The organism is Burkholderia sp. MSMB1835 (assembly GCF_001526365.1).
Taxonomy (GTDB): domain Bacteria; phylum Pseudomonadota; class Gammaproteobacteria; order Burkholderiales; family Burkholderiaceae; genus Burkholderia.
Genome location: NZ_LOYP01000020.1, coordinates 121,067 through 142,237, shown reverse-complemented (window position 1 = coordinate 142,237; position 21,171 = coordinate 121,067). Strand labels below are relative to the sequence as shown.

Genomic DNA, 21,171 nt, shown 5'->3' with positions numbered 1-21,171 from the left:
GGGGCGGATAGTTATGTTCTGTTGACGGGCCCCATCAACTTCGCAAGAAGTCGCACGTAATGTAGCAAAGCCGTTTTTTGCCACAAAGCGAAATGCTGCAGCTCAACGCCGCTATGTTTCCTTTATGCAACAATGGTTAAAATCACGGGTTAACCGCAATTTCCGCTGAATAATCAAGTCGGTTACGCGGCGGGCTCGTGCCCTTGCCGCGCGCAGCGGCACCTGCAGCCAGGAGAACAGGATGGTGTTGGATGAACTGATCAGCGAATTCGATCGCGGCCTGCGGTCGCTGACCGGCATTAGCCGGATGAGCCGGCCGGTGCCCGTGCCGGCCGATGCGCCCGACGTCGAACTGACGCCCGCCGAACGCACGCGCGCGGCCGGGCTGATGCGCGTGAATCACGTCGGGGAGGTCTGCGCGCAGGCGCTCTACCAGGCGCAGAAGCTCACCGCGCGCACGGCGTCGGCGAAGGCGATGTTCGAGGAGGCCGCGCGCGAGGAGGAGGACCACCTCGCATGGACCGCGCACCGCCTGAAGGAACTCGATTCGCGCCCGAGCCTGCTGAACCCGCTTTGGTATGCCGGCGCGCTCGCGATCGGCGTGACGGCCGGCACGCTCGGCGACAAGGTCAGCCTCGGCTTCATGGCCGAGACGGAGCGCCAGGTCGAGAGCCACCTCGAAGGCCACATGTCCGAGCTGCCGGCGGCCGACACCGCGTCGCGCGCGATCGTCGACCAGATGCGGATCGACGAGGTCAAGCACGGCAAGGCCGCGACCGACGCCGGCGGCATCGAGCTGCCGCTGCCTGCGCGGATGCTGATGCGCGCCGCGTCGAAAGTCATGACGAGCACTGCGTACTATCTCTGAGATTTGCGCCGGGGTGGCGTGGGACGCCGCCCCGGTTCGCCGCCCCCGATACCGTCCGCTCACTCCTCGTTTTCCCGCCCCCGAAAGCCCCGTCCACACGCCCGTCTGGCCCGCCTTTCTCACGTATCACCTTCACAAGTTGCACTAGCTCATTCATTTATAACGGTTTTTGGAATGAGGGGCCGCATGAGCATGTGCGCGTAAGTCCTTGTTCTAACTAACAAAATTCGTCAAAAAAGCGAGCCGCTCCCTTGACCGTGCCACACCCTTCCTCTAAAGTGGGAGACAGTGTGAGAAAGTGTATTTTTGTGTGATTTAGCAGGCTATTCCGGCTAAATTCTCAGCATTGAGCGGGTGCTTCGGTGCCCTGAACGGGAGAGCGGAAAGTGTTCCAAGGGGCGTCGGCGCTGACGCTCGATGCGAAAGGGCGGATGTCGGTGCCGGCTCGCTATCGCGAAGCGCTGCAAGGACAGGCAGAAGGACGGGTGACTGTGACCAAGCACCCGGACGGCTGCCTGTTGCTGTTTCCGCGCCCCGAATGGGAAGTGTTCCGTGCCAAGATCGCCGCGCTGCCGATGGACGCCCATTGGTGGCGGCGAATTTTTCTCGGCAATGCGATGGACGTCGATCTCGACAGCGCGGGCCGGATTCTTGTATCGCCCGAGCTGCGCATGGCAGCCGGACTGGAAAAGGAAGTCATGTTGTTGGGAATGGGTAGTCACTTCGAGCTGTGGGATTCGCAGACCTACAACGCGAAGGAGCAGGCAGCGATGGCGCAGGGCATGCCCGACGCGCTGAAGAATTTCACGTTCTGATTGCGGTGACGGAGACGCCCGCGATGGGAAACGAATTGCGGCATCGGACGGTGCTGTTGGATGAGGCGGTCGAGTCGCTCGTGACGCGGCCGGACGGCGTGTATGTCGACGGCACGTTCGGGCGTGGCGGTCACAGCCGCGCGGTGCTCGCGCGGCTGGCGCCGGCCGGGCGGCTGATCGCGTTCGACAAGGATCCGAGGGCGATCGAGACGGCGCAGGGCATCGAGGATGCGCGCTTCTCGATCGTGCACGACAGCTTTGCATCGATGCGCGACGCGCTTGCGGCGCGCGGCGTCGAGAAGGTGGCAGGGGTGTTGCTGGACCTGGGCGTGTCCTCGCCGCAGGTGGACGATCCGGCGCGCGGCTTCAGCTTCCGCGCCGATGGTCCGCTGGACATGCGAATGGATCCGACGCGTGGCGAGTCGGCGGCCGAATGGCTCGCGCGGGCGTCGGTGCAGGAATTGACGGAGGTGATACGGGATTATGGGGAAGAACGGTTTGCTTTTCAGATTGCAAAGGCGCTTGTTGCTCGCCGGGCAGAGTCCGACCGTCTTGGGCCTCTCGACACCACGGGCGAGCTTGCCCAAATCGTGGGTCACGTCGTCAAAACCCGTGAGAAGGGCAAGGATCCGGCAACCCGCACCTTTCAGGCTATACGGATTCACGTCAATCAAGAGCTTGCGGACCTGCAAGTCGTACTAGACGCGGCATTGTCGTTGCTGGAGCAAGGGGGGCGGCTGGTGGTCATCAGCTTTCATTCACTCGAGGACCGGATCGTCAAGCGATTCATGCAGGCGCACGCGAGTGCGCCTGCAGTCGATCGTCGTCTGCCGATTCGCGCCGTCGACCTCCCGAGTCCGCCGCTCAAGATCATCAGCCGCCAGTTTCCGAGCGAAGCGGAAGTCGCCGCGAATCCGCGCGCCCGCTCGGCCGTGATGCGCATCGCGGAGCGCGTCACGCCATGAGCCGCCTCAACATCTTCCTGCTGATCATCGTGATGGGTTGCGCGCTGTCGGTCGTCAACTCGACGAACCAGCAACGCCAGATCTTCATCCAGCTGCAGCGCGCGCAGTCGCAGGAGCGTCAGCTCCAGCAGGACTACGCGCAGCTTCAATATCAGCAGAGCGCGCTGTCGAAGACGTCGCGCATCGAGCAGCTCGCGAACGATTCGCTGAAAATGCAGCCGATCTCGACCGGCCGCACGCAATACCTGACGCTGCCGCCCGGCGCCGCGAAGGCGATCGACGCGCCGATCGCGGCATCGGCCGACACGACCGGCAAGGGCAAGGGGGGCGCGCGATGAAGCCGTCCCCGAAGCGCCAGAACGTGAAGTTCTCGTCGAGCCCCGTGCTGGGCGTCCATTTGCCGATGTGGCGCTCGAAGCTCGTCGTGTTCCTGCTGTTCATGGCGTTCGTCGCGCTGGCCGCTCGGGCGTTCTGGATCCAGGGGCCCGGCAACGCGTTCTATCAGAAGCAGGGCGAAAGCCGCTATCAGCGCACGATCGAACTGCCGGCGACGCGCGGCAAGATTCTCGACCGTAACGGGCTCGTGCTCGCGACGAGCTTGCCGGTGCGCGCGATCTGGGCGATTCCGGACGCGGTGCCGGACGATCTCGACGCGGACAAGATCAACCAGCTCGGCAAGCTCCTCGGCATGACGTCGAAGGAGCTGCGCGTGAAGCTGTCGGAAGACAAGGGTTTCGTCTACGTGAAGCGCCAGGTGCCGATCGACGTCGCCGACAAGGTCGCCGCGCTCGACATTCCCGGTATCTATCAGCGCAACGAATACAAGCGCTTCTATCCGGAAGGCGAGATCACCGCTCACCTGATCGGCTTCACGAACGTCGAGGACGAAGGGCAGGAAGGCGTCGAACTGGGCGACCAGAAGATGCTGTCCGGCACGTCGGGCATGCGTCGCGTGATCAAGGACCGGATGGGGCACATCGTCGAGGACGTCGCCGAGCAGATTCCGCCGCACAACGGCACCGACGTCGATCTGTCGATCGACAGCAAGATCCAGTACATCGCGTACGCGAACCTGAAGGCCGCCGTCGAGAAGTTCAAGGCGAAGGCCGGCGCGGCGATGGTCGTCGACGTGCGTACCGGCGAAGTGCTCGCGCTCGTCAACTACCCGACGTACAACCCGAACGACCGCTCGCGCATGACGGGCGAGCAGTTGCGCAACCGGATCATGACCGACGTGTTCGAGCCGGGCTCGATCATGAAGCCGTTCACCGTGTCGCTCGCGCTCGACCTGCACCGCGTGACGCCGAACACGCTCGTCGAGACGGGCAACGGGCATTTCGTGCTCGACGGCGCGCCGATCACCGACGACGCGGGTTTCGGCACGCTGACGGTCGGCGGCGTGATCCAGAAGTCGAGCAACATCGGCGCGACGAAGATCGCGATGACGATGCGGCCCGAGGAAATGTGGAATATGTATACGAGCATCGGCCTCGGCCAGGCGCCGAAGGTCGGCTTCCCGGGCGCGGTGGCCGGCCGTCTGCGTCCGTGGAAGAGCTGGCGCCGCATCGAGCAGGCGACGATGTCGTACGGCTACGGCCTGTCGGTGTCGCTGTTCCAGCTCGCACGGGCGTACACGGCGATCGCGCACGACGGCGAACTGATGCCCGTGACCATTTTCAAGACCGACCCCAATCAACCGATCGCGGGCACCCAGGTGTTCAATCCGACCACCGCGCGCGAAGTGCGCGCGATGCTCGAGACGGTGGTCGCGCCGGGCGGCACGTCGCCGGATGCGGCCGTGCCGGGCTACCGCGTCGGCGGGAAGAGCGGCACCGCGTACAAGCACGAAGGTCACGGCTACACGCGCAAGTACCGCGCGTCGTTCGTCGGGATGGCGCCGATGCCGAATCCGCGCGTCGTGATCGCGGTGTCGGTCGACGAGCCGACCGCCGGCAGCCACTTCGGCGGCCAGGTGTCCGGCCCCGTATTCTCGGCGATCGCCGGCGACACGATGCGTGCGCTGAACGTCCCGCCGAACATGCCGATCAAGCAGCTCGTCGTGTCCGACGATTCGTCGGAATCCGCTGCCGCAAAGGGCCCGCAAAAGCTGGCCGCGGGAAGCGGCGCAAAGCATATGATCGTGTCCAGCACGACGCGTAATTCACCAGGAGTCGTTCGATGAGCGCCGCCCGCAGTTCCCATCCGGCGCATCAGCAGATCGCAGCCGCGCTCGCGTGGCTGCGTCAGCATGTGGCCCCCGCGGCGCAACTGCATGCCGACACGCGCAGCCTCGAGGCTGGCGACGTGTTCGTCGCGTATGCGGTCGACGGGGCAGATAACCGCGCTTTCATCGCAGATGCCGTCGCACGCGGGGCGGCTGCCGTGCTGTATCAGCCGGAAGGGCTGACCGACGCGCCGACCGTGCCCGTCGCGCTCGCGGTGCCGGCGCTCGATCAGCTCGCCGGCGAGATCGCCAGCGGCTGGTACGGCGATCCGAGCGACAGCCTGCTCGCGGTCGGTGTCACGGGCACGAACGGCAAGACGTCGTGCACGCAATGGATCGCCACCGCGCTGACGGCGCTGCACCAGCCGTGCGCGGTGATCGGCACGCTCGGCACCGGGATGCCCGGCCAGCTCGTGCCGACCGGCTTCACGACGCCCGACGCGCCGCAACTGCAGCGCAGCCTCGCGCAATTGCGCGACGCGGGCGCACAGGCCGTGGCGATGGAAGTGTCGTCGCATGCGCTGCACCAGGGGCGCGTGAACGGAACGGCGTTCGACATCGCGGTGTTTACGAACCTCACGCAGGATCACCTCGACTATCACGGCACGTTCGATGCGTACGAGGCCGCGAAGGCGAAGCTGTTCGCGTGGCGCGGCCTGCGCGCGGCGGTGATCAACCGCGACGACGCAGCCGGCCGCCGCCTGCTCGAGAAGCTGGCCGGCCGCGTGCGCACGATAGCGTACGGGATCGGCGATGCGCAGGCGCCCGACGCCGATCGCGAGCTGGTCGCGCTCGACGTGCGCGCGACCGCGACGGGTACCGCATTCCGCCTGCGTTCGTCGTGGGGCGACGCGGACGTCGAGGTCGGCACGCTCGGCACGTTCAACGTCAGCAACCTGCTCGCCGTGCTCGGCGCGCTGCTCGCGGCAGACGTGCCGTTTGCGGCGGCCCTCGCCGAGATCGAGCGGCTCGAGTCGGTCAACGGCCGGATGCAGCGGCTCGGCGGCCGGCTGCAGAACGACGAACCGCTCGTCGTGATCGACTATGCGCATACGCCCGACGCGCTCGAAAAGACGCTCGACGCGCTGCGCCCGATCGCCGCGGCGCGCGGCGGCCGGCTCGTCTGCATGTTCGGCTGCGGCGGCGATCGCGATGCGACCAAGCGGCCGCTGATGGGCGCGATCGCGGAGCGGCTCGCCGACGAAGTCGTCGTCACGAGCGACAACCCGCGCAGCGAAGATCCGCAGCACATCATCGACCAGGTCGTCGCGGGCATGACCGCGCCCGACCGCGCACGCCGGATCGAGGATCGCGCGAGCGCGATCCTGCAGGCGGTGCGCGGCGCCGCACGCGAGGATGTCGTCGTGCTGGCCGGCAAGGGCCACGAGGCCACGCAGGAAATCATGGGCAAGAAGCGCGCGTTCTCCGATCAGGATCACGCGCGGCTCGCGCTCGCAGCGCGCGCGACGCACGGCAAGGGAGGCGCCGAATGACGATGCTCAGTCTCGGCGAAGCCGCCCGCCTGATTCCCGGCGCCACCGTCCGCGGCGACGCGGGCGTCACGTTCGACCGCGTGTCGACCGACAGCCGCACGGTCGGCCCGGGCGACCTGTTCGTCGCGCTGAAGGGCGAGCGTTTCGACGCGCACGACTTCCTCGGCGACGTCGCCGCGCGCGGGGCCGCTGCGGCGCTCGTCGCGCATGCGCCGGCGGGCGTCGCGATGCCGCTGATCGAAGGCAGCGAAACGCGCGCCGCGCTCGGCGCGCTCGCGCACGGCTGGCGGATGCGATTCCCGCTGCCGCTCGTCGCGGTGACGGGCAGCAACGGCAAGACGACCGTCAAGGAAATGATCGCGTCGATCTTCGCGGCGGCGGTCGGCGCCGACGCGCGGCTCGCGACGGCCGGCAACCTCAACAACGATGTCGGCCTGCCGCTGACGCTGCTGCGCCTGTCGGCCGCGCACCGTCTGGCGGTGATCGAGATCGGCATGAACCATCCGGGCGAAACGGAAGTCCTCGCGCGCCTCACCGCGCCGACGGTCGCGCTCGTCAACAACGCGCAGCGCGAGCATCAGGAATTCATGGCGACGGTCGAGGCCGTCGCGCTCGAACACGCGGCCGTGATCCACGCGCTGCCGCCGGACGGCGTCGCGGTGTTCCCGGCCGACGATGCGTACGCGGGCATCTGGCGCGTCGCGGCGACCGGCAACCGGATCCTCGATTTCGCGCTGCACGACGCCGAACGTCAGAACGACGCGCAGGTCGTCGGGCGCGTGCACGGCGGCGAACTCGCGATCGACACGCCGGTCGGCGCGGTCTCGGTGCGGCTGCGTGCGCTCGGCGAGCACAACGCGCGTAACGCGCTGGCCGCGACGGCTGCGGCGCTCGGCGCCGGTGTCGCGCTGTCGGCGATCCGCCAGGGCCTCGAATCGTTCGAACCGGTCAAGGGCCGGCTGCAGGTGAAGCAGGCGAGCGTCGGCAGCCTCGCGGGCGCAACCGTCGTCGACGATACGTACAACGCGAACCCCGATTCGATGCGTGCCGCGATCGACGTGCTCGCCGCGCATCCCGCACCGCGCGTGCTGGTGATCGGCGACATGGGCGAAGTCGGCGACGAAGGGCCGGCATTCCACCGCGAAATCGGTGCGTACGCGCGCGAACGCGGGATCGATGCGCTGTTCGCGCTCGGCGACGCATCGCGCGACGCGTGCACCGCATACGGCGACACGGCGCGCCATTTCGGCGACGTCGACGCGCTCGTGGCGGCGCTGCTCGCGGCCGGTTACGGCGCGCAGGCGACGGTGCTCGTGAAGGGCTCGCGGTACATGAAGATGGAGCGCGTGGTCGACGCGCTGACGAACCAACCCGCGGCGGGCACCGTGCCCGCCGCACACTGAGTAGAAGGAAGGAAGCATGCTGCTGGCGCTGGCGCAATGGCTGCAAGGAGACGCAAGCTTTTTGCGCTTGTTCACGTACCTCACGTTCCGTGCGGTGATGGCCACCATCACCGCGCTCGGGATCGGGCTCGTGTGCGGACCTTGGGTGATCCGCAAGCTGACGCAAATGAAGGTCGGTCAGGCCGTGCGCAAGGACGGCCCGCAGACCCACCTCGTCAAGTCCGGCACGCCGACGATGGGCGGCGTGCTGATCCTGATCGGCATCGCGGTCGCGACGCTGCTGTGGGGCGACCTGACGAATCGTTTCATCTGGATCGTGATGCTCGTCACGTTCGGTTTCGGCGTGATCGGCTGGGTCGACGATTACCGCAAGGTCGTCCACAAGGACCCGCGCGGGATGTCGTCGCGCGAGAAGTATTTCTGGCAATCGGTGATCGGGCTGTTCGCGGCCGTCTATCTCGCGTTCAGCGTGTCCGAGGCGAACAACGTGCGCGTGTTCGACCTGTTCATGGCGTGGGTGAGGAGCGGCCTGTCGATGGGGCTGCCGGCGCGCGCCGACCTGATGCTGCCGTTCCTGAAGTCGATCAGCTACCCGCTCGGCGTCTGGGGCTTCATCGTGCTGACCTACTTCGTGATCGTCGGCGCGAGCAACGCGGTGAACCTGACCGACGGCCTCGACGGCCTCGTGATCATGCCGGTCGTGCTGGTCGGCGCGTCGCTCGGTGTGTTCGCGTACGTGATGGGCAGCGCGGTCTATTCAAAATATCTGCTGTTCCCGCACATTCCGGGCGCGGGCGAGCTGCTGATCTTCTGTTCCGCGATGGGCGGGGCCGGGCTCGCGTTCCTCTGGTACAACACGCACCCCGCGCAGGTGTTCATGGGCGACGTCGGCGCGCTGGCGCTGGGCGGCGCGCTCGGCACGGTCGCGGTGATCGTGCGCCAGGAAATCGTGCTGTTCATCATGGGCGGCATCTTCGTCGCGGAAACGCTGTCGGTGATGCTGCAGGTGTCGTGGTTCAAGTACACGAAGAAGCGTTACGGCGAAGGGCGGCGGCTGCTCAAGATGGCGCCGCTGCATCACCACTTCGAATTGTCCGGCTGGAAGGAAACGCAGGTGGTCGTGCGTTTCTGGATCATCACGCTGATGCTGTGCCTGTTCGGTCTGACCACCCTCAAGCTGCGGTAAAGGAAAGGTAACAAGGATGTCTGGCGAGATGTTTGGAGATCGGCAACGGCCGATGGTGCTCGTACTGGGGCTCGGGGAATCGGGTCTCGCGATCGCGCGATGGTGCGCGAGGCACGGGTGCCGGCTGCGCATTGCCGATACCCGCGAGGCGCCGCCGAACCTTGCCGCGCTGCAGGCCGAAGGCATCGATGCGGAATTCGTCGGCGGCGCGTTCACGCCCGCGCTGCTCGACGGCGGCATCGAGCTCGTCGGGCTGAGCCCCGGGCTGTCGCCGCTGGAGCCGGCGCTCGCGGCGCTGGTCGCGGCCGCGAACGAGCGCGGTATCGCGGTGTGGGGCGAGCTGGAGTTCTTCGCGCAGGCGCTGCGCGCGCTCGGCACGAGCGGCTACCAGCCGAAGGTGCTCGCGATTACCGGCACCAACGGCAAGACCACGACGACGAGCCTCACGGGCCTGCTGTGCCAGCGCTCGGGCAAGAAGGTCGCCGTCGCGGGCAACATCAGCCCGGCGATGCTCGACAGGCTCGCGAGCGCGATCGACGACACCGCGCTGCCCGACGTATGGGTGCTCGAACTGTCGAGCTTCCAGCTCGAGACCGCGCGCACGTTTGCGCCCGATGCCGCCGCGATCCTCAACATCACGCAGGACCACCTCGACTGGCACGGCAGCTTCGACGCGTACGCGCAGGCAAAGGGCCGGATCTTCGGCGCGACGACGACGCGCGTGCTGAACCGCGACGACGCGGCCGTGATGAAGTTCGCGCCGGCAGCCGGCGCGGCCGACGCGCCGCGCACGGTCACGTTCGGCCTGAACGAACCGACGCAGGACGGCGACTACGGGCTGTCGCGCGACAACGGTATCGCATGGCTGGTGGAAGCCGTCGATCGCGACGCGCCGGATGAAGCGACGACGACGCGCCGGCGCAAGCGCGACGCCGCACATACGCCCGACATCGCGCAGAAGCGCCTGATGCCGGCCGACGCGCTGCGCATCCGCGGGCTGCACAACGCGGCGAACGCGCTGGCCGCGTTCGCGCTCGCGCGAGCGATCGATCTGCCGGCCGCGCCGCTGCTGCACGCGCTGCGCGAATACCGCGGCGAAGCGCATCGCGTCGAAGTGATCGCGACGATCGACGACGTGGATTACGTCGACGACAGCAAGGGCACGAACGTCGGCGCGACGGTGGCCGCGCTCGACGGGCTCGCGCAGAAGATCGTGCTGATCGCGGGCGGCGACGGCAAGGGGCAGGATTTCGCGCCGCTGGTCGCGCCGGTCGCGCGCTGGTGCCGCGCGGTGATGCTGATCGGCCGCGACGCGCCGGCGATCCGCGACACGCTCGCCGAAACCGGCGTGCCGCTCGCCGACCACGCGACGCTCGAAGGCGCGGTGCGCGCGGCGGCCGATCTGGCCGAGCCGGGCGATGCGGTGCTGCTGTCGCCCGCGTGCGCGAGCCTCGACATGTTCCGGAACTACGCCCATCGCGCGGAAGTGTTCCGCACGGCGGTCGACGAAATCGCCATCGACAAAGGAGCGACGCCATGAGCTGGTCCGATCGCCTCGTCTCCCGTTTCAACGACCGGCGCGACGCCGGCGGCAATGCCGCGGGCGGCCGCGTCGCGTCGGCCACGCGCGCCGCGACGGGCGGCCTCGCGAGCGTCGTCAACGGCGTGCGCCCGAGCCGTTCGCGGATGCTCGATTTCGACTATTCGCTGCTGTGGGTCGCGATCGCGCTGCTCGGGCTCGGCGTCGTGATGGTGTATTCGGCGTCGATCGCGATGCCCGATTCGCCGAAATACGCGTCGTATCACGATTACGCGTTCCTGATGCGTCACTGCGTGTCGCTCGCCGTCGCGTTCGTCGCGGCGGTGATCGCGTTCCGCGTGCCGGTGTCGACCTGGGACAAGTACGCGCCGCATCTTTTCCTGATCGCGCTCGTCGGCCTCGTGATCGTGCTGATTCCGCACGTCGGCAAGGGCGTGAACGGTGCGCGCCGCTGGATTCCGCTCGGCATCACGAACATGCAGCCGTCGGAAATCATGAAGCTCGCGGTGACGATCTACGCGGCGAACTACACGGTGCGCAAGCAGGAATACATGCAGAGCTTCGCGAAGGGCTTCCTGCCGATGGCGTTCGCGGTCGGCCTGGTCGGCGCGTTGCTGCTGCTCGAGCCCGACATGGGCGCGTTCATGGTGGTCGCCGCGATCGCGATGGGCGTGCTGTTCCTCGGCGGCGTGAACGGCAAGCTGTTCGGCGGCCTCGTCGCGACGGCGGTCGGCACGTTCACGATGCTCGTGTGGCTGTCGCCGTGGCGTCGCGAGCGGATCTTCGCGTACCTCGATCCGTGGGACGAGCGCTACGCGCAGGGCAAGGCCTACCAGCTCACGCACTCGCTGATTGCGTTCGGCCGCGGCGAGTGGTTCGGCGTCGGCCTCGGCGGCAGCGTCGAGAAGCTGAATTACCTGCCGGAAGCGCATACCGACTTCATCCTCGCGGTGATCGGCGAGGAGCTCGGCTTCGTCGGCGTGCTGGTCGTGATCCTGCTGTTCTACTGGATCGTGCGCCGCGCGTTCGAGATCGGCCGCCAGGCGCTCGCGCTCGATCGCACGTTCGCGGGCCTGATGGCGAAGGGCATCGGCATCTGGTTCGGCGCGCAGACGTTCATCAACATGGGCGTGAACCTCGGGCTGCTGCCCACCAAGGGCTTGACGCTGCCGCTCGTGAGCTACGGCGGTTCGGGCATCCTGCTGAACTGCGTCGCGCTCGCGGTGCTGCTGCGGGTCGATTACGAAAACCGGGTGCTGATGCGCGGAGGGAAGGTATGACCGCGTCGCAACGCACGCTGATGGTGATGGCAGGCGGCACCGGGGGCCACGTGTTCCCCGGGCTCGCGGTCGCGCACCGGATGGAAGCGGCGGGCTGGCGCGTCGTATGGCTCGGCAATCCGGCCGGGATGGAAGCGACGCTCGTGCCGAAGCACGGCATTCCGATGGAATACGTGCGGTTCGGCGGGCTGCGCGGCAAGGGCTTGAAGACCAAGCTGACGCTGCCGGTCAACCTGCTGCGCGCATGCTGGCAGAGCCTCGGCGCGCTGCGCCGCGTGCGACCGGACGTCGTGCTCGGGATGGGCGGCTACATCACGTTCCCGGCGGGCGTGATGACTGCGTTGTCGGGGCGCCCGCTCGTGCTGCATGAGCAGAATTCGATCGCGGGTCTGACCAACAAGGTGCTCGCGAAACTCGCGAAGCGCGTGCTCGTCGCGTTCCCCGGCGCGCTGCCGCACGCGGAATGGACCGGTAACCCGATTCGCGCGGAACTTGCGCACACCGAGCCGCCCCAGGCACGCTATGCGTCGCGCAGCGGAGCGCTGAACGTGCTGGTCGTCGGCGGCAGCCTCGGGGCGGCCGCGCTGAACGAAGTCGTGCCGCGCGCGCTGGCGCTGCTGACGCCGGGCGAGCGCCCGCGCGTCGTGCACCAGGCCGGCGTGAAGCACATCGACGCATTGAAGGCGAATTACGAAGCGGCCGGTTTCGCGGCCGGCGAAGACGTGCGGCTCGTGCCGTTCATCGACGACATGGCGGCCGCGTATGCGGCAGCGGATCTGGTGATCTGCCGGTCGGGCGCGATGACGGTGTCGGAGATCGCGGCGGTGGGCGTGGCGGCGCTGTTCGTGCCGTTCCCGTACGCGGTCGACGATCACCAGACGACCAACGCCGCGTTCCTCGCCGATGCGGGCGCGGCCGTGCTGGTGCAACAACGCGACCTGTCGGCGGAACTGCTCGCCGACTGGCTGCGCGGCCAGTCGCGGGCATCGCTCGCGGCGATGGCGGAACGTTCGCGCGCGCTCGCGAAGCCCGAGGCTACCGACGAAGTCGCGCGCGTCTGCGCGAAGGCGGCCGGCGCGAACCTGGAACAACTGCAATGAAACACATCGTCAAACACATTCATTTCGTCGGGATCGGCGGCGCGGGCATGAGCGGCATCGCCGAAGTGCTCGTCAACCTCGGCTACGCGGTCAGCGGCTCGGACCTGTCGCGCAATGCGGTGACCGATCGCCTCGAGGCGCTGGGCGCGCGGATCGCGATCGGCCACGATGCGGCGAACATCGAGGGCGCGAACGCGGTCGTCGTGTCGACGGCCGTGCGCTCGGACAACCCGGAAGTGCTGGCCGCGCGCGCGAAGCGCGTGCCGATCGTGCAGCGCGCGGTGATGCTCGCGGAGCTGATGCGCCTGAAGCAGGGCATCGCGATCGCCGGCACGCACGGCAAGACCACGACCACGAGCCTCGTCGCGAGCGTGCTCGCGGCGGGCGGGCTGGACCCGACCTTCGTGATCGGCGGCCGGCTGATCAGCGCCGGCGCGAACGCGCGGCTCGGCACGGGCGATTTCATCGTCGCGGAGGCTGACGAGTCGGATGCGTCGTTCCTGAACCTCTATCCGGTGATCGAAGTCATCACGAACATCGACGCCGACCACATGGACACCTACGGCCACGATTTCGCGCGGCTCAAGCAGGCGTTCATCGAATTCACGCAGCGCCTGCCGTTCTACGGCAGCGCGGTCGTGTGCGTCGACGATCCGAACGTGCGGCAGATCATCCCGTTCATCTCGAAGCCGGTCGTGCGCTACGGCCTGTCGCCGGACGCGCAGGTGCGCGCGGAAGACATCGACGCGCGCGACGGCCGGATGCATTTCACGGTGATCCGCGAAGGTCGCGCGCCGCTCGCGGTCGTGCTGAACATGCCGGGCCTGCACAACGTGCAGAACGCGCTCGCGGCGATCGCGATCGCGACCGACCTCGGCGTGGCGGACGACGCGATCCAGCGGGCGCTGGCGGAATTCAACGGCGTCGGCCGACGCTTCCAGCGTTACGGCGAAGTGCCGAGCGCGGACGGCGGCCAGTACACGCTGATCGACGATTACGGTCACCACCCGGTCGAGATGGCGGCGACGATCGCGGCCGCGCGCGGCGCGTTTCCGGGCCGCCGCCTCGTGCTGGCGTTCCAGCCGCACCGCTACACGCGCACGCGCGATTGCTTCGACGATTTCGTCAACGTGCTGTCGACGGTCGATGCGCTGGTGCTGACGGAAGTCTATGCGGCCGGCGAGGCCGCGATTCCGACGGCCAGCGGCGACGCGCTGTCGCGTGCGCTGCGCGCGGCGGGAAAGGTCGACCCGGTGTTCGTCGCGACGGTCGACGACGTGCCGGAGGCATTGGCGAAGGTCGCGCAGAACGGCGACGTGGTGATCACGATGGGCGCGGGTTCGATCGGCGGCGTGCCGGCGAAGCTCGTGCAACACATTCAACAGAAGGCATGACATGAAACTACCCCCACGCTCACTTCGTTCGCTGCCCCCCGCGGGGGCGGTCAGCCTCCTTGGGGCGGCCCGGCGGAGGCTGACATGAGCGGGATCGATCCGAAACGTTTCGGCAAGGTGGCGGTGTTGTTCGGCGGCGAATCCGCCGAGCGCGAGGTGTCGCTCACCTCGGGCCGCCTCGTGCTGCAGGGCCTGCGCGACGCGGGCGTCGACGCGCATCCGTTCGACCCGGCCGAGCGGCCGCTGGCGGCGCTGAAGGACGAAGGCTTCGTGCGCGCATTCAATGCGCTGCACGGCGGCTACGGCGAGAACGGCCAGATTCAGGGCGCGCTCGATTTCTACGGTATCCGCTACACGGGCAGCGGCGTGCTCGGCTCGGCGCTCGGCCTCGACAAGTTCCGCACGAAGCTCGTGTGGCAGCAGACGGGCGTGCCGACGCCGCCGTTCGAGACGGTGATGCGCGGCGACGATCTGGCCGCGCGCGCGACCGACATCGTCGCGAAGCTCGGCCTGCCGCTGTTCGTGAAGCCGGCGAGCGAAGGCTCGAGCGTCGCGGTGCTGAAGGTGAAGACGGCCGACGCGCTGCCGGCCGCGCTCGCGGAAGCCGCGACGCACGACAAGATCGTGATCGTCGAGAAGAGCATCGAAGGCGGCGGCGAATACACCGCGTGCATCGCCGGCGATCTCGACCTGCCGCTGATCAAGATCGTGCCGGCCGGCGAGTTCTACGACTACCACGCGAAGTACGTCGCCGACGATACGCAGTACCTGATTCCGTGCGGCCTGCCGGCGCAGCAGGAGGAGGAACTGAAGCGCATCGCGCGCCGCGCGTTCGACGTGCTCGGCTGCACCGACTGGGGCCGCGCGGATTTCATGCTCGACGCGGACGGCAATGCGTATTTCCTGGAAGTGAACACGGCCCCCGGGATGACCGACCACTCGCTGCCGCCGAAGGCCGCGCGCGCGGTCGGCATCGGCTATTCGGAGCTGGTCGTGAAGGTGCTGTCGCTCACGCTCAACGACTGACGCAGGAACGGAACGACGTATGTGGAACAACGTTCGCCAACTCAACCTTGCCGCCAGCGCGCTGTACGCGCTGCTGCTGCTCGTGTTGGCGGCGGCCGGCTGCTACTGGCTGATCCAGCGCCCGACGTTCGCGCTGCGGGAAATCCGGATCGACGGCGACACCGAGCACATCAATTCGCCGACGGTGCGCGCGGGCGTGGTCGGACGGCTGAAGGGCAATTTCTTCACGGTCGATCTCGATACGGCGCGCGCCGCGTTCGAGCAGATGCCGTGGGTGCGTCACGCGAGCGTGCGTCGGGTGTGGCCGAATGCGCTGGCTGTCACGCTCGAGGAGTACAAACCGCTCGGGACCTGGGGCAGCGATCAGCTCGTGAGCGTGGACGGCGAGCTGTTCACCGCGAACCAGGGCGAGCTGGAGCAGGCGCTGCCGGCGTTCGACGGCCCGGAAGGCAGTGCGAAGGAAGTCGTCGAGCGGTATCGCGACTTCGGGAAATGGTTTGCGCCGCTGAAGGCGGCGCCGGAAGAAGTGACGCTGTCGGCGCGGTACGCGTGGACGGTGAAGCTGTCGAACGGCATGCAGGTCGAGCTGGGCAAGGAGCGCAACAGCGACACGCTGCATGACCGGAGCCAGCGCCTGGTGGCCGCGTGGCCGGCCGTCACGGAGCGTTGGGGCAACGACATCGAGTACGCGGATCTGCGTTATCCGAACGGATTCGCGATTCGCGCGGCGGGCATGCGGTTCCTGACCGATACCGACAAGCGCAAGAAGTAACGAGAGATCACACGCAAGAGCACTTTATGAGCAAAGACTACAAGGATCTGCTGGTTTCCCTCGACATCGGCACGTCGAAGGTGGTGGCCATCGTCGCCGAGCTGAAGGGCGAGGGCCACTACGAGGTGATCGGTCTCGGCCAGAGCGAGTCGAAGGGTCTGAAGAAAGGCGTGGTGGTGAACATCGAGGCCACCGTGCAGTCGATCCAGCGCGCGCTCGAGGAAGCCGAGCTGATGGCCGACTGCAAGATCACCAACGTGTTCACGGGGATCGCGGGCAGCCACATCCGCAGCTTCAACTCGAGCGGGATGGTCGCGATCAAGGACAAGGAAGTCACGCAGACGGACGTCGCGCGCGTGATCGAGACCGCGAAGGCGATCAACATCCCGACCGACCAGCAGGTGCTGCACATCCTCACGCAGGAATTCATCATCGACGGCCAGGAAGACGTGCGCGAGCCGATCGGGATGAGCGGCATCCGGCTGGAAGTGAAGGTGCACATCGTGACGGGCGCGGTGAGCGCCGCGCAGAACATCGTCAAGTGCGTGCGCCGCTGCGGGCTGGAAGTGAACGACCTGATCCTGCAGCCGCTCGCGTCGTCGCTCGCGGTGCTGACCGAAGACGAGAAGGATCTCGGCGTGGTGCTGGTCGACATCGGCGGCGGCACGACGGACATCGCGATCTTCGCGGAAGGCGCGATCCGCCACACGGCGGTGATCCCGATCGCCGGCGACCAGATCACGAGCGACATCGCGATGGCGCTGCGCACGCCGACGCCGGATGCGGAGGACATCAAGGTCGGCTACGGGATCGCGAAGCAGGCACTCGCCGATCCGGACGAAATGGTGGAAGTGCCGGGCCTCGGCGAACGCGGCCCGCGCACGCTGTCGCGTCAGGCGCTCGCGGCCGTGATCGAGCCGCGCGTCGAGGAACTGTTCTCGCTCGTGCAGCAGGTCGTGCGCGAATCGGGTTACGAAGAACTCCTGAGTTCCGGCGTGGTCATTACCGGCGGCGCGTCGATGATGCCGGGCATGGTCGAGCTCGGCGAGGACATTTTCCTGAAACCGGTGCGCATCGGCGCGCCGGAATATGCAGGCGGCCTTTCCGACGTCGTGCGCAATCCGCGCTACTCGACGGCGATGGGGCTGCTCGTCGAAGGCAGTGCGCAGCGCATGCGCGGCCGCAAGGTCGCCGTGCAGTCCGGCAACGCGGGGCAAGTGTTCTCGCGGATGAAGGAATGGTTCTTGAGCAACTTCTGACAAACCGAATCGAAATTCGCGCTGGTGCCGGCGGCTGGCGCGCGACAGGGGGTTGCCCGATCTCCTGCCGAATAACGGCCGAGTAGCAGTCATTCTCTTGACGGAGGCAACAATGGAATTCGAAATGCTGGAAACCGAAACCAACGGCACCATCATCAAGGTGGTCGGCGTTGGCGGCGCTGGCGGCAATGCCGTCCAGCACATGATCAACCGCGGCGTGCAGGGCGTCGACTTCATCGTGATGAACACGGACGCCCAGGCGCTGTCGCGTTCGCGCGCATCGTCGGTGATCCAGCTTGGCAACACGGGTCTTGGCGCCGGTGCGAAGCCGGAAATGGGTCGTGCGGCAGCGGAAGAAGCGCGTGAGCGCATCGCCGACGCACTGCGCGGCGCGCACATGGTGTTCATCACGGCCGGCATGGGCGGCGGCACGGGCACGGGCGCGGCACCGGTGGTCGCGCAGATCGCGAAGGAGATGGGCATTCTGACGGTCGGTGTCGTCAGCAAGCCGTTCGAGTTCGAAGGCGGCAAGCGCATGCGCGTCGCCGAAGCAGGCTCGCAGCAACTGGAGGATCACGTCGACTCGCTGATCGTCGTCCTGAACGACAAGCTGTTCGACGTGATGGGCGATGACGCCGAGATGGACAAGTGCTTCCAGTGCGCGGACGACGTGTTGAACAACGCGGTGGCGGGTATCGCGGAAATCATCAACGTCGACGGCCTCGTGAACGTCGACTTCGAAGACGTGAAGACGGTGATGGGCGAGCAGGGCAAGGCGATGATGGGCACGGCGACGGTCGCCGGCGTCGATCGCGCACGCCTCGCGGCGGAACAGGCCGTGGCGAGCCCGCTGCTCGAAGGCGTCGATCTGTCGGGCGCGCGCGGCGTGCTGGTCAACATCACGTCGAGCCGTTCGCTGCGCCTGTCGGAAACGCGCGAAGTGATGAACACGATCAAGAGCTACGCGGCGGAAGATGCGACGGTGATCTTCGGTGCGGTGTACGACGACGCGATGGGCGATGCACTGCGCGTGACGGTCGTGGCGACGGGTCTGGGCCGTGCGGCGAAGAAACAGCAGTCGGCTCCGATGACGCTGCTGCGCACGGGTACGGACAACCAACCGGTCAGCGCGGTGTCGCACGGCTATGCGCAGCCGCATCACGTCAGCACGGCCGACTACGGCGCGCTCGACACGCCGGCGGTGTGGCGCAATTCGCGCGAAACCGCGGCATCGCACGTGCAGGCGCTGCAGGAGAAGGGTGTCGACACGTACGACATTCCGGCTTTCCTGCGCAAGCAGGCTGACTGACGCAAACACAGGCGAAGCCGCGGCGACACCGCCGCGGTATCGCCGGCGTGACGGATGCCACGGACCACGACAGGCCGCGTCGGATGCGACGCCGGGCCGGGAAAGGTGCTCTCTTCGCTCGAGCGAGGCGGGATGGGCCGTGCTGTCCGCAACACGCTGAAAAACCGTATCGCTATGAGGGACCAGCCATGATTCAAGTGGGCGACGCGCTGCCCGACGCGCAATTGTTCGAGTTCGTCGACGAAGCGCGCGAAGGGTGCACGCTGGGGCCGAACGCCTACAGCGTGCGCGACCAGGTTGCGGGAAAGCGGGTGGTGATCTTCGGATTGCCGGGCGCGTTCACGCCGACCTGTTCGGCGCAGCATGTGCCGGGCTACGTCGAGCACGCCGAGCAATTGCGCGCGGCGGGGATCGACGAGATCTGGTGCGTGTCCGTCAACGACGCATTCGTGATGGGCGCATGGGGACGTGATCTGCACACCGCGGGCAAGGTGCGCATGATGGCGGACGGCAGCGCGGCTTTCACTCATGCGCTGGGGCTGACGCAGGATTTGTCCGCGCGTGGCATGGGAATTCGTTCCCTGCGCTACGCGATGGTGATTGACGGCGGTGTGGTCAAGACGCTGGCCGTCGAGGCGCCGGGCAAATTCGAAGTGAGCGATGCGGCGAGTGTTCTCGCGACGTTGACGTCCTGATCGTGCGGTGCGCCGTTGCCTTCCGGCAACGCTGCTCACCGGCCTCAGGGCAGTTGTAACACGGGCTGATGACCGGAAACGCCTCCGTTCCGGGCATCGGCCCGTCCCGTATCGGCGCGGGTAAACTGTCGAAACAGATTGATACGCAGTTTCGGACAGCGTCGAATAGGGAATTACGCTATAATCCCGCCTATCGAATATAACTCCTGATTGATATCTTCAATCAAGACGAAGAAGACCATGTTGAAGCAGCGCACCATCAAATCCATCGTGAAGACCGTGGGTATCGGTGTCCACTCGGGCCGCAAGATCGAGTTGACACTCCGTCCCGCCGCGCCCGGCACGGGCATCGTCTTTTCACGCGTCGACCTGCCGACGCCGGTCGACATTCCCGCATCGGCGATGTCGATCGGCGACACGCGGCTCGCGTCGGTGTTGCAGAAGGATGGCGTGCGCGTGTCGACGGTCGAGCACCTGATGTCCGCGTGTGCGGGTCTCGGCATCGACAACCTGTATGTCGACGTGACGGCCGAGGAAATCCCGATCATGGACGGCAGTGCGGCCACGTTCGTGTTCCTGATCCAGTCCGCCGGCATCGAGGAGCAGAACGCGCCGAAGCGCTTCATCAAGGTGAAGAAGCCGGTCGAAATCCGCGATGGCGACAAGTTCGCGCGTCTCGATCCGTATTTCGGCTTCAAGCTGAAGTTCTCGATCGACTTCCGCCACCCGGCCGTCGACAAGACGGGCCAGGAGCTCGAAGTCGATTTCGCGACCACGTCGTACGTGCGCGAGATCGCGCGTGCGCGCACGTTCGGTTTCGCGCACGAGGCCGAGATGCTGCGCGAGATCGGCCTGGCGCGCGGCGGCAGCATGGACAACGCGATCGTGCTCGACGAGTACCGGATCCTGAACAACGACGGGCTGCGCTACGACGACGAGTTCGTGAAGCACAAGATGCTCGACGCGATCGGCGACCTGTACGTGATCGGCCACCCGCTGCTGGCTTCGTACACCGCGTACAAGTCGGGCCACGGCCTGAACAACGCGCTGCTGCGCGAGTTGCTCGCACACGAAGACGCATACGAGATCGTGACGTTCGACGATCCGCAGGCTGCGCCGAAAGGGTTTGCATTCGACGCGCAGACGGCTTTCGCGTGACCGGCGTTCGGCGCAAGCGATAAAAAAGCGACCCATCGGGTCGCTTTTTTATTGGCCGGCGGTTGCGCGCGGCCTGTGCGTCAACGCGGCTTCGCGCCATGCCGTGCCGCCATCCGCGCGAGCGCGGCCTGCAGCGGCGACGGTTCGAGGTGGTCGGCGAGATCGCGCAGCGCGGCGGCGCCGGTCGACGTCATCCGTGCCTGCTTCACGGGCGGCGGCGGCGGCGCGTCCTTCGGCCGCACGCGCACGCGCAGCGTCGTCACCGGCCAGCCGCGCTTCTGGAGATCGCCGAGCAGCCGCATTTCGACCTGCCGCAGCCGTGCGGCCAGCGCATTGTGCGCGGCAAAGAGGGTCAGGGTGCCGTCCTTGATGAAGCCCGGTTCGACGTGATTCGCGAGATAGTCGGGCAGGCACGCGCCCAGGTCGCGCTGCAGCGAGGCGATCTGCTCGACGCCGGCGCGCAGCGCCGCGAATGCGTCGGTCCGACCGAGCACTTCCGACACGGGTTGCGGGCGATAGGCGGCGAGCGGGCCGAAACGCTTGGAAAATCGGTTCATCGAGGCATTCTTCGAGCGCGTACGCGCGCGGACGTTGCAACCGATTGTACCCGCGCCGGCCCGCGCACGGGCAGCTTTCGCCCGTGTCCGCCCGGCTTGGGCGCGCAATGCCCGTCCGGCCGGGACG

At 67.1% G+C, this 21,171-nt stretch carries 19 protein-coding genes; 18 read left to right on the top strand and 1 reads right to left on the bottom strand.

Translation table 11 applies throughout. The features are described 5' to 3' along the window. Nucleotides 1-241: 241 nt before the first annotated feature. The 18 genes from coq7 to lpxC all read left to right on the top strand — a co-directional run bounded on the left by coq7 (nt 242) and on the right by lpxC (nt 20,487). The gene (gene coq7 / locus WS96_RS10485; protein WP_059832371.1) at nt 242-868 is read left to right on the top strand and encodes a 2-polyprenyl-3-methyl-6-methoxy-1,4-benzoquinone monooxygenase; all 627 of its coding nucleotides are present in this window, start codon (nt 242-244) and stop codon (nt 866-868) included. Between the two features lie 386 nt (nt 869-1,254). Then, nucleotides 1,255-1,683 (top strand): division/cell wall cluster transcriptional repressor MraZ, encoded by a 429-nt coding sequence (gene mraZ, locus WS96_RS10480; protein ID WP_006487094.1) that lies wholly within the window; start codon nt 1,255-1,257, stop codon nt 1,681-1,683. A 23-nt stretch (nt 1,684-1,706) separates the two neighbouring features. Next, nucleotides 1,707-2,648 carry a 16S rRNA (cytosine(1402)-N(4))-methyltransferase RsmH gene (gene rsmH / locus WS96_RS10475; protein WP_034186443.1) on the top strand — a complete coding sequence of 314 codons (942 nt, stop codon included), beginning with the start codon at nt 1,707-1,709 and terminating at the stop codon, nt 2,646-2,648. Next, a complete protein-coding gene (gene ftsL / locus WS96_RS10470) occupies nt 2,645-2,986 on the top strand; it encodes a cell division protein FtsL (protein WP_034206321.1) in 342 nt (113 codons plus the stop codon). The genes rsmH and ftsL overlap by 4 nt, the downstream gene beginning before the upstream one ends. Continuing rightward, nucleotides 2,983-4,830 carry a peptidoglycan D,D-transpeptidase FtsI family protein gene (locus WS96_RS10465; RefSeq protein ID WP_059832369.1) on the top strand — a complete coding sequence of 616 codons (1,848 nt, stop codon included), beginning with the start codon at nt 2,983-2,985 and terminating at the stop codon, nt 4,828-4,830. Before ftsL ends, WS96_RS10465 begins: the two co-directional genes overlap by 4 nt. Beyond that, on the top strand, nt 4,827-6,365 hold the full coding sequence (locus WS96_RS10460) for a UDP-N-acetylmuramoyl-L-alanyl-D-glutamate--2,6-diaminopimelate ligase (RefSeq protein WP_059832367.1): 1,539 nt from the start codon (nt 4,827-4,829) through the stop codon (nt 6,363-6,365). Before WS96_RS10465 ends, WS96_RS10460 begins: the two co-directional genes overlap by 4 nt. Further along, on the top strand, nt 6,362-7,768 hold the full coding sequence (locus WS96_RS10455; protein ID WP_059832366.1) for a UDP-N-acetylmuramoyl-tripeptide--D-alanyl-D-alanine ligase: 1,407 nt from the start codon (nt 6,362-6,364) through the stop codon (nt 7,766-7,768). The genes WS96_RS10460 and WS96_RS10455 overlap by 4 nt, the downstream gene beginning before the upstream one ends. Nucleotides 7,769-7,784: 16 nt before the next feature. Continuing rightward, nucleotides 7,785-8,954, top strand: coding sequence for a phospho-N-acetylmuramoyl-pentapeptide-transferase (mraY, locus tag WS96_RS10450; RefSeq protein WP_006477019.1), 1,170 nt, complete (start codon nt 7,785-7,787; stop codon nt 8,952-8,954). A 28-nt stretch (nt 8,955-8,982) separates the two neighbouring features. After that, nucleotides 8,983-10,494: a UDP-N-acetylmuramoyl-L-alanine--D-glutamate ligase gene (gene murD, locus WS96_RS10445; protein ID WP_059832364.1), complete on the top strand. Its 1,512-nt coding sequence runs from the start codon at nt 8,983-8,985 to the stop codon at nt 10,492-10,494. Next, nucleotides 10,491-11,774, top strand: coding sequence for a putative lipid II flippase FtsW (gene ftsW, locus WS96_RS10440; protein WP_027783454.1), 1,284 nt, complete (start codon nt 10,491-10,493; stop codon nt 11,772-11,774). Before murD ends, ftsW begins: the two co-directional genes overlap by 4 nt. Further along, nucleotides 11,771-12,874: an undecaprenyldiphospho-muramoylpentapeptide beta-N-acetylglucosaminyltransferase gene (gene murG, locus WS96_RS10435; RefSeq protein WP_059824580.1), complete on the top strand. Its 1,104-nt coding sequence runs from the start codon at nt 11,771-11,773 to the stop codon at nt 12,872-12,874. Before ftsW ends, murG begins: the two co-directional genes overlap by 4 nt. Further along, nucleotides 12,871-14,268, top strand: a complete 1,398-nt coding sequence (gene murC / locus WS96_RS10430; RefSeq protein WP_059832362.1) for a UDP-N-acetylmuramate--L-alanine ligase — start codon at nt 12,871-12,873, stop codon at nt 14,266-14,268. Before murG ends, murC begins: the two co-directional genes overlap by 4 nt. 84 nt (nt 14,269-14,352) lie before the next feature. After that, entirely contained in the window at nt 14,353-15,294 is a 942-nt protein-coding gene (locus WS96_RS10425) for a D-alanine--D-alanine ligase (RefSeq protein ID WP_059832360.1), read from the top strand. Nucleotides 15,295-15,313: 19 nt separating this feature from the next. After that, complete coding sequence (locus WS96_RS10420; RefSeq protein ID WP_059832358.1) at nt 15,314-16,066, top strand: cell division protein FtsQ/DivIB; 753 nt, start codon at nt 15,314-15,316, stop codon at nt 16,064-16,066. A gap of 26 nt (nt 16,067-16,092) precedes the next feature. Next, entirely contained in the window at nt 16,093-17,325 is a 1,233-nt protein-coding gene (ftsA, locus tag WS96_RS10415; protein WP_006487138.1) for a cell division protein FtsA, read from the top strand. Between the two features lie 112 nt (nt 17,326-17,437). Next, nucleotides 17,438-18,634, top strand: coding sequence for a cell division protein FtsZ (gene ftsZ / locus WS96_RS10410; RefSeq protein ID WP_006477012.1), 1,197 nt, complete (start codon nt 17,438-17,440; stop codon nt 18,632-18,634). Nucleotides 18,635-18,822: 188 nt separating this feature from the next. Then, nucleotides 18,823-19,329: a peroxiredoxin gene (locus WS96_RS10405; protein ID WP_059832356.1), complete on the top strand. Its 507-nt coding sequence runs from the start codon at nt 18,823-18,825 to the stop codon at nt 19,327-19,329. Between the two features lie 240 nt (nt 19,330-19,569). Beyond that, entirely contained in the window at nt 19,570-20,487 is a 918-nt protein-coding gene (gene lpxC / locus WS96_RS10400) for a UDP-3-O-acyl-N-acetylglucosamine deacetylase (RefSeq protein WP_006487145.1), read from the top strand. Nucleotides 20,488-20,567: 80 nt separating this feature from the next. Here the strand turns inward: lpxC and WS96_RS10395 are convergent, their stop codons facing one another. Next, a complete protein-coding gene (locus WS96_RS10395) occupies nt 20,568-21,044 on the bottom strand; it encodes a DUF721 domain-containing protein (RefSeq protein WP_034206329.1) in 477 nt (158 codons plus the stop codon). Between the last annotated feature and the right edge of the window lie 127 nt (nt 21,045-21,171).

Excerpts from the sequence above, each read along its gene's own strand:
- rsmH (WP_034186443.1), top strand. The coding sequence starts at position 1,707 with ATGGGAAACGAATTGCGGCATCGGACGGTGCTGTTGGATGAGGCGGTC.
- murC (WP_059832362.1), top strand. The coding sequence starts at position 12,871 with ATGAAACACATCGTCAAACACATTCATTTCGTCGGGATCGGCGGCGCG.
- WS96_RS10405 (WP_059832356.1), top strand. The coding sequence starts at position 18,823 with ATGATTCAAGTGGGCGACGCGCTGCCCGACGCGCAATTGTTCGAGTTC.
- WS96_RS10425 (WP_059832360.1), top strand. The coding sequence starts at position 14,353 with ATGAGCGGGATCGATCCGAAACGTTTCGGCAAGGTGGCGGTGTTGTTC.
- WS96_RS10420 (WP_059832358.1), top strand. The coding sequence starts at position 15,314 with ATGTGGAACAACGTTCGCCAACTCAACCTTGCCGCCAGCGCGCTGTAC.
- ftsZ (WP_006477012.1), top strand. The coding sequence starts at position 17,438 with ATGGAATTCGAAATGCTGGAAACCGAAACCAACGGCACCATCATCAAG.
- WS96_RS10460 (WP_059832367.1), top strand. The coding sequence starts at position 4,827 with ATGAGCGCCGCCCGCAGTTCCCATCCGGCGCATCAGCAGATCGCAGCC.
- WS96_RS10465 (WP_059832369.1), top strand. The coding sequence starts at position 2,983 with ATGAAGCCGTCCCCGAAGCGCCAGAACGTGAAGTTCTCGTCGAGCCCC.
- lpxC (WP_006487145.1), top strand. The coding sequence starts at position 19,570 with ATGTTGAAGCAGCGCACCATCAAATCCATCGTGAAGACCGTGGGTATC.
- murG (WP_059824580.1), top strand. The coding sequence starts at position 11,771 with ATGACCGCGTCGCAACGCACGCTGATGGTGATGGCAGGCGGCACCGGG.
- murD (WP_059832364.1), top strand. The coding sequence starts at position 8,983 with ATGTTTGGAGATCGGCAACGGCCGATGGTGCTCGTACTGGGGCTCGGG.
- WS96_RS10395 (WP_034206329.1), bottom strand. The coding sequence starts at position 21,044 with ATGAACCGATTTTCCAAGCGTTTCGGCCCGCTCGCCGCCTATCGCCCG.
- ftsL (WP_034206321.1), top strand. The coding sequence starts at position 2,645 with ATGAGCCGCCTCAACATCTTCCTGCTGATCATCGTGATGGGTTGCGCG.
- WS96_RS10455 (WP_059832366.1), top strand. The coding sequence starts at position 6,362 with ATGACGATGCTCAGTCTCGGCGAAGCCGCCCGCCTGATTCCCGGCGCC.
- ftsA (WP_006487138.1), top strand. The coding sequence starts at position 16,093 with ATGAGCAAAGACTACAAGGATCTGCTGGTTTCCCTCGACATCGGCACG.
- mraY (WP_006477019.1), top strand. The coding sequence starts at position 7,785 with ATGCTGCTGGCGCTGGCGCAATGGCTGCAAGGAGACGCAAGCTTTTTG.
- coq7 (WP_059832371.1), top strand. The coding sequence starts at position 242 with ATGGTGTTGGATGAACTGATCAGCGAATTCGATCGCGGCCTGCGGTCG.
- ftsW (WP_027783454.1), top strand. The coding sequence starts at position 10,491 with ATGAGCTGGTCCGATCGCCTCGTCTCCCGTTTCAACGACCGGCGCGAC.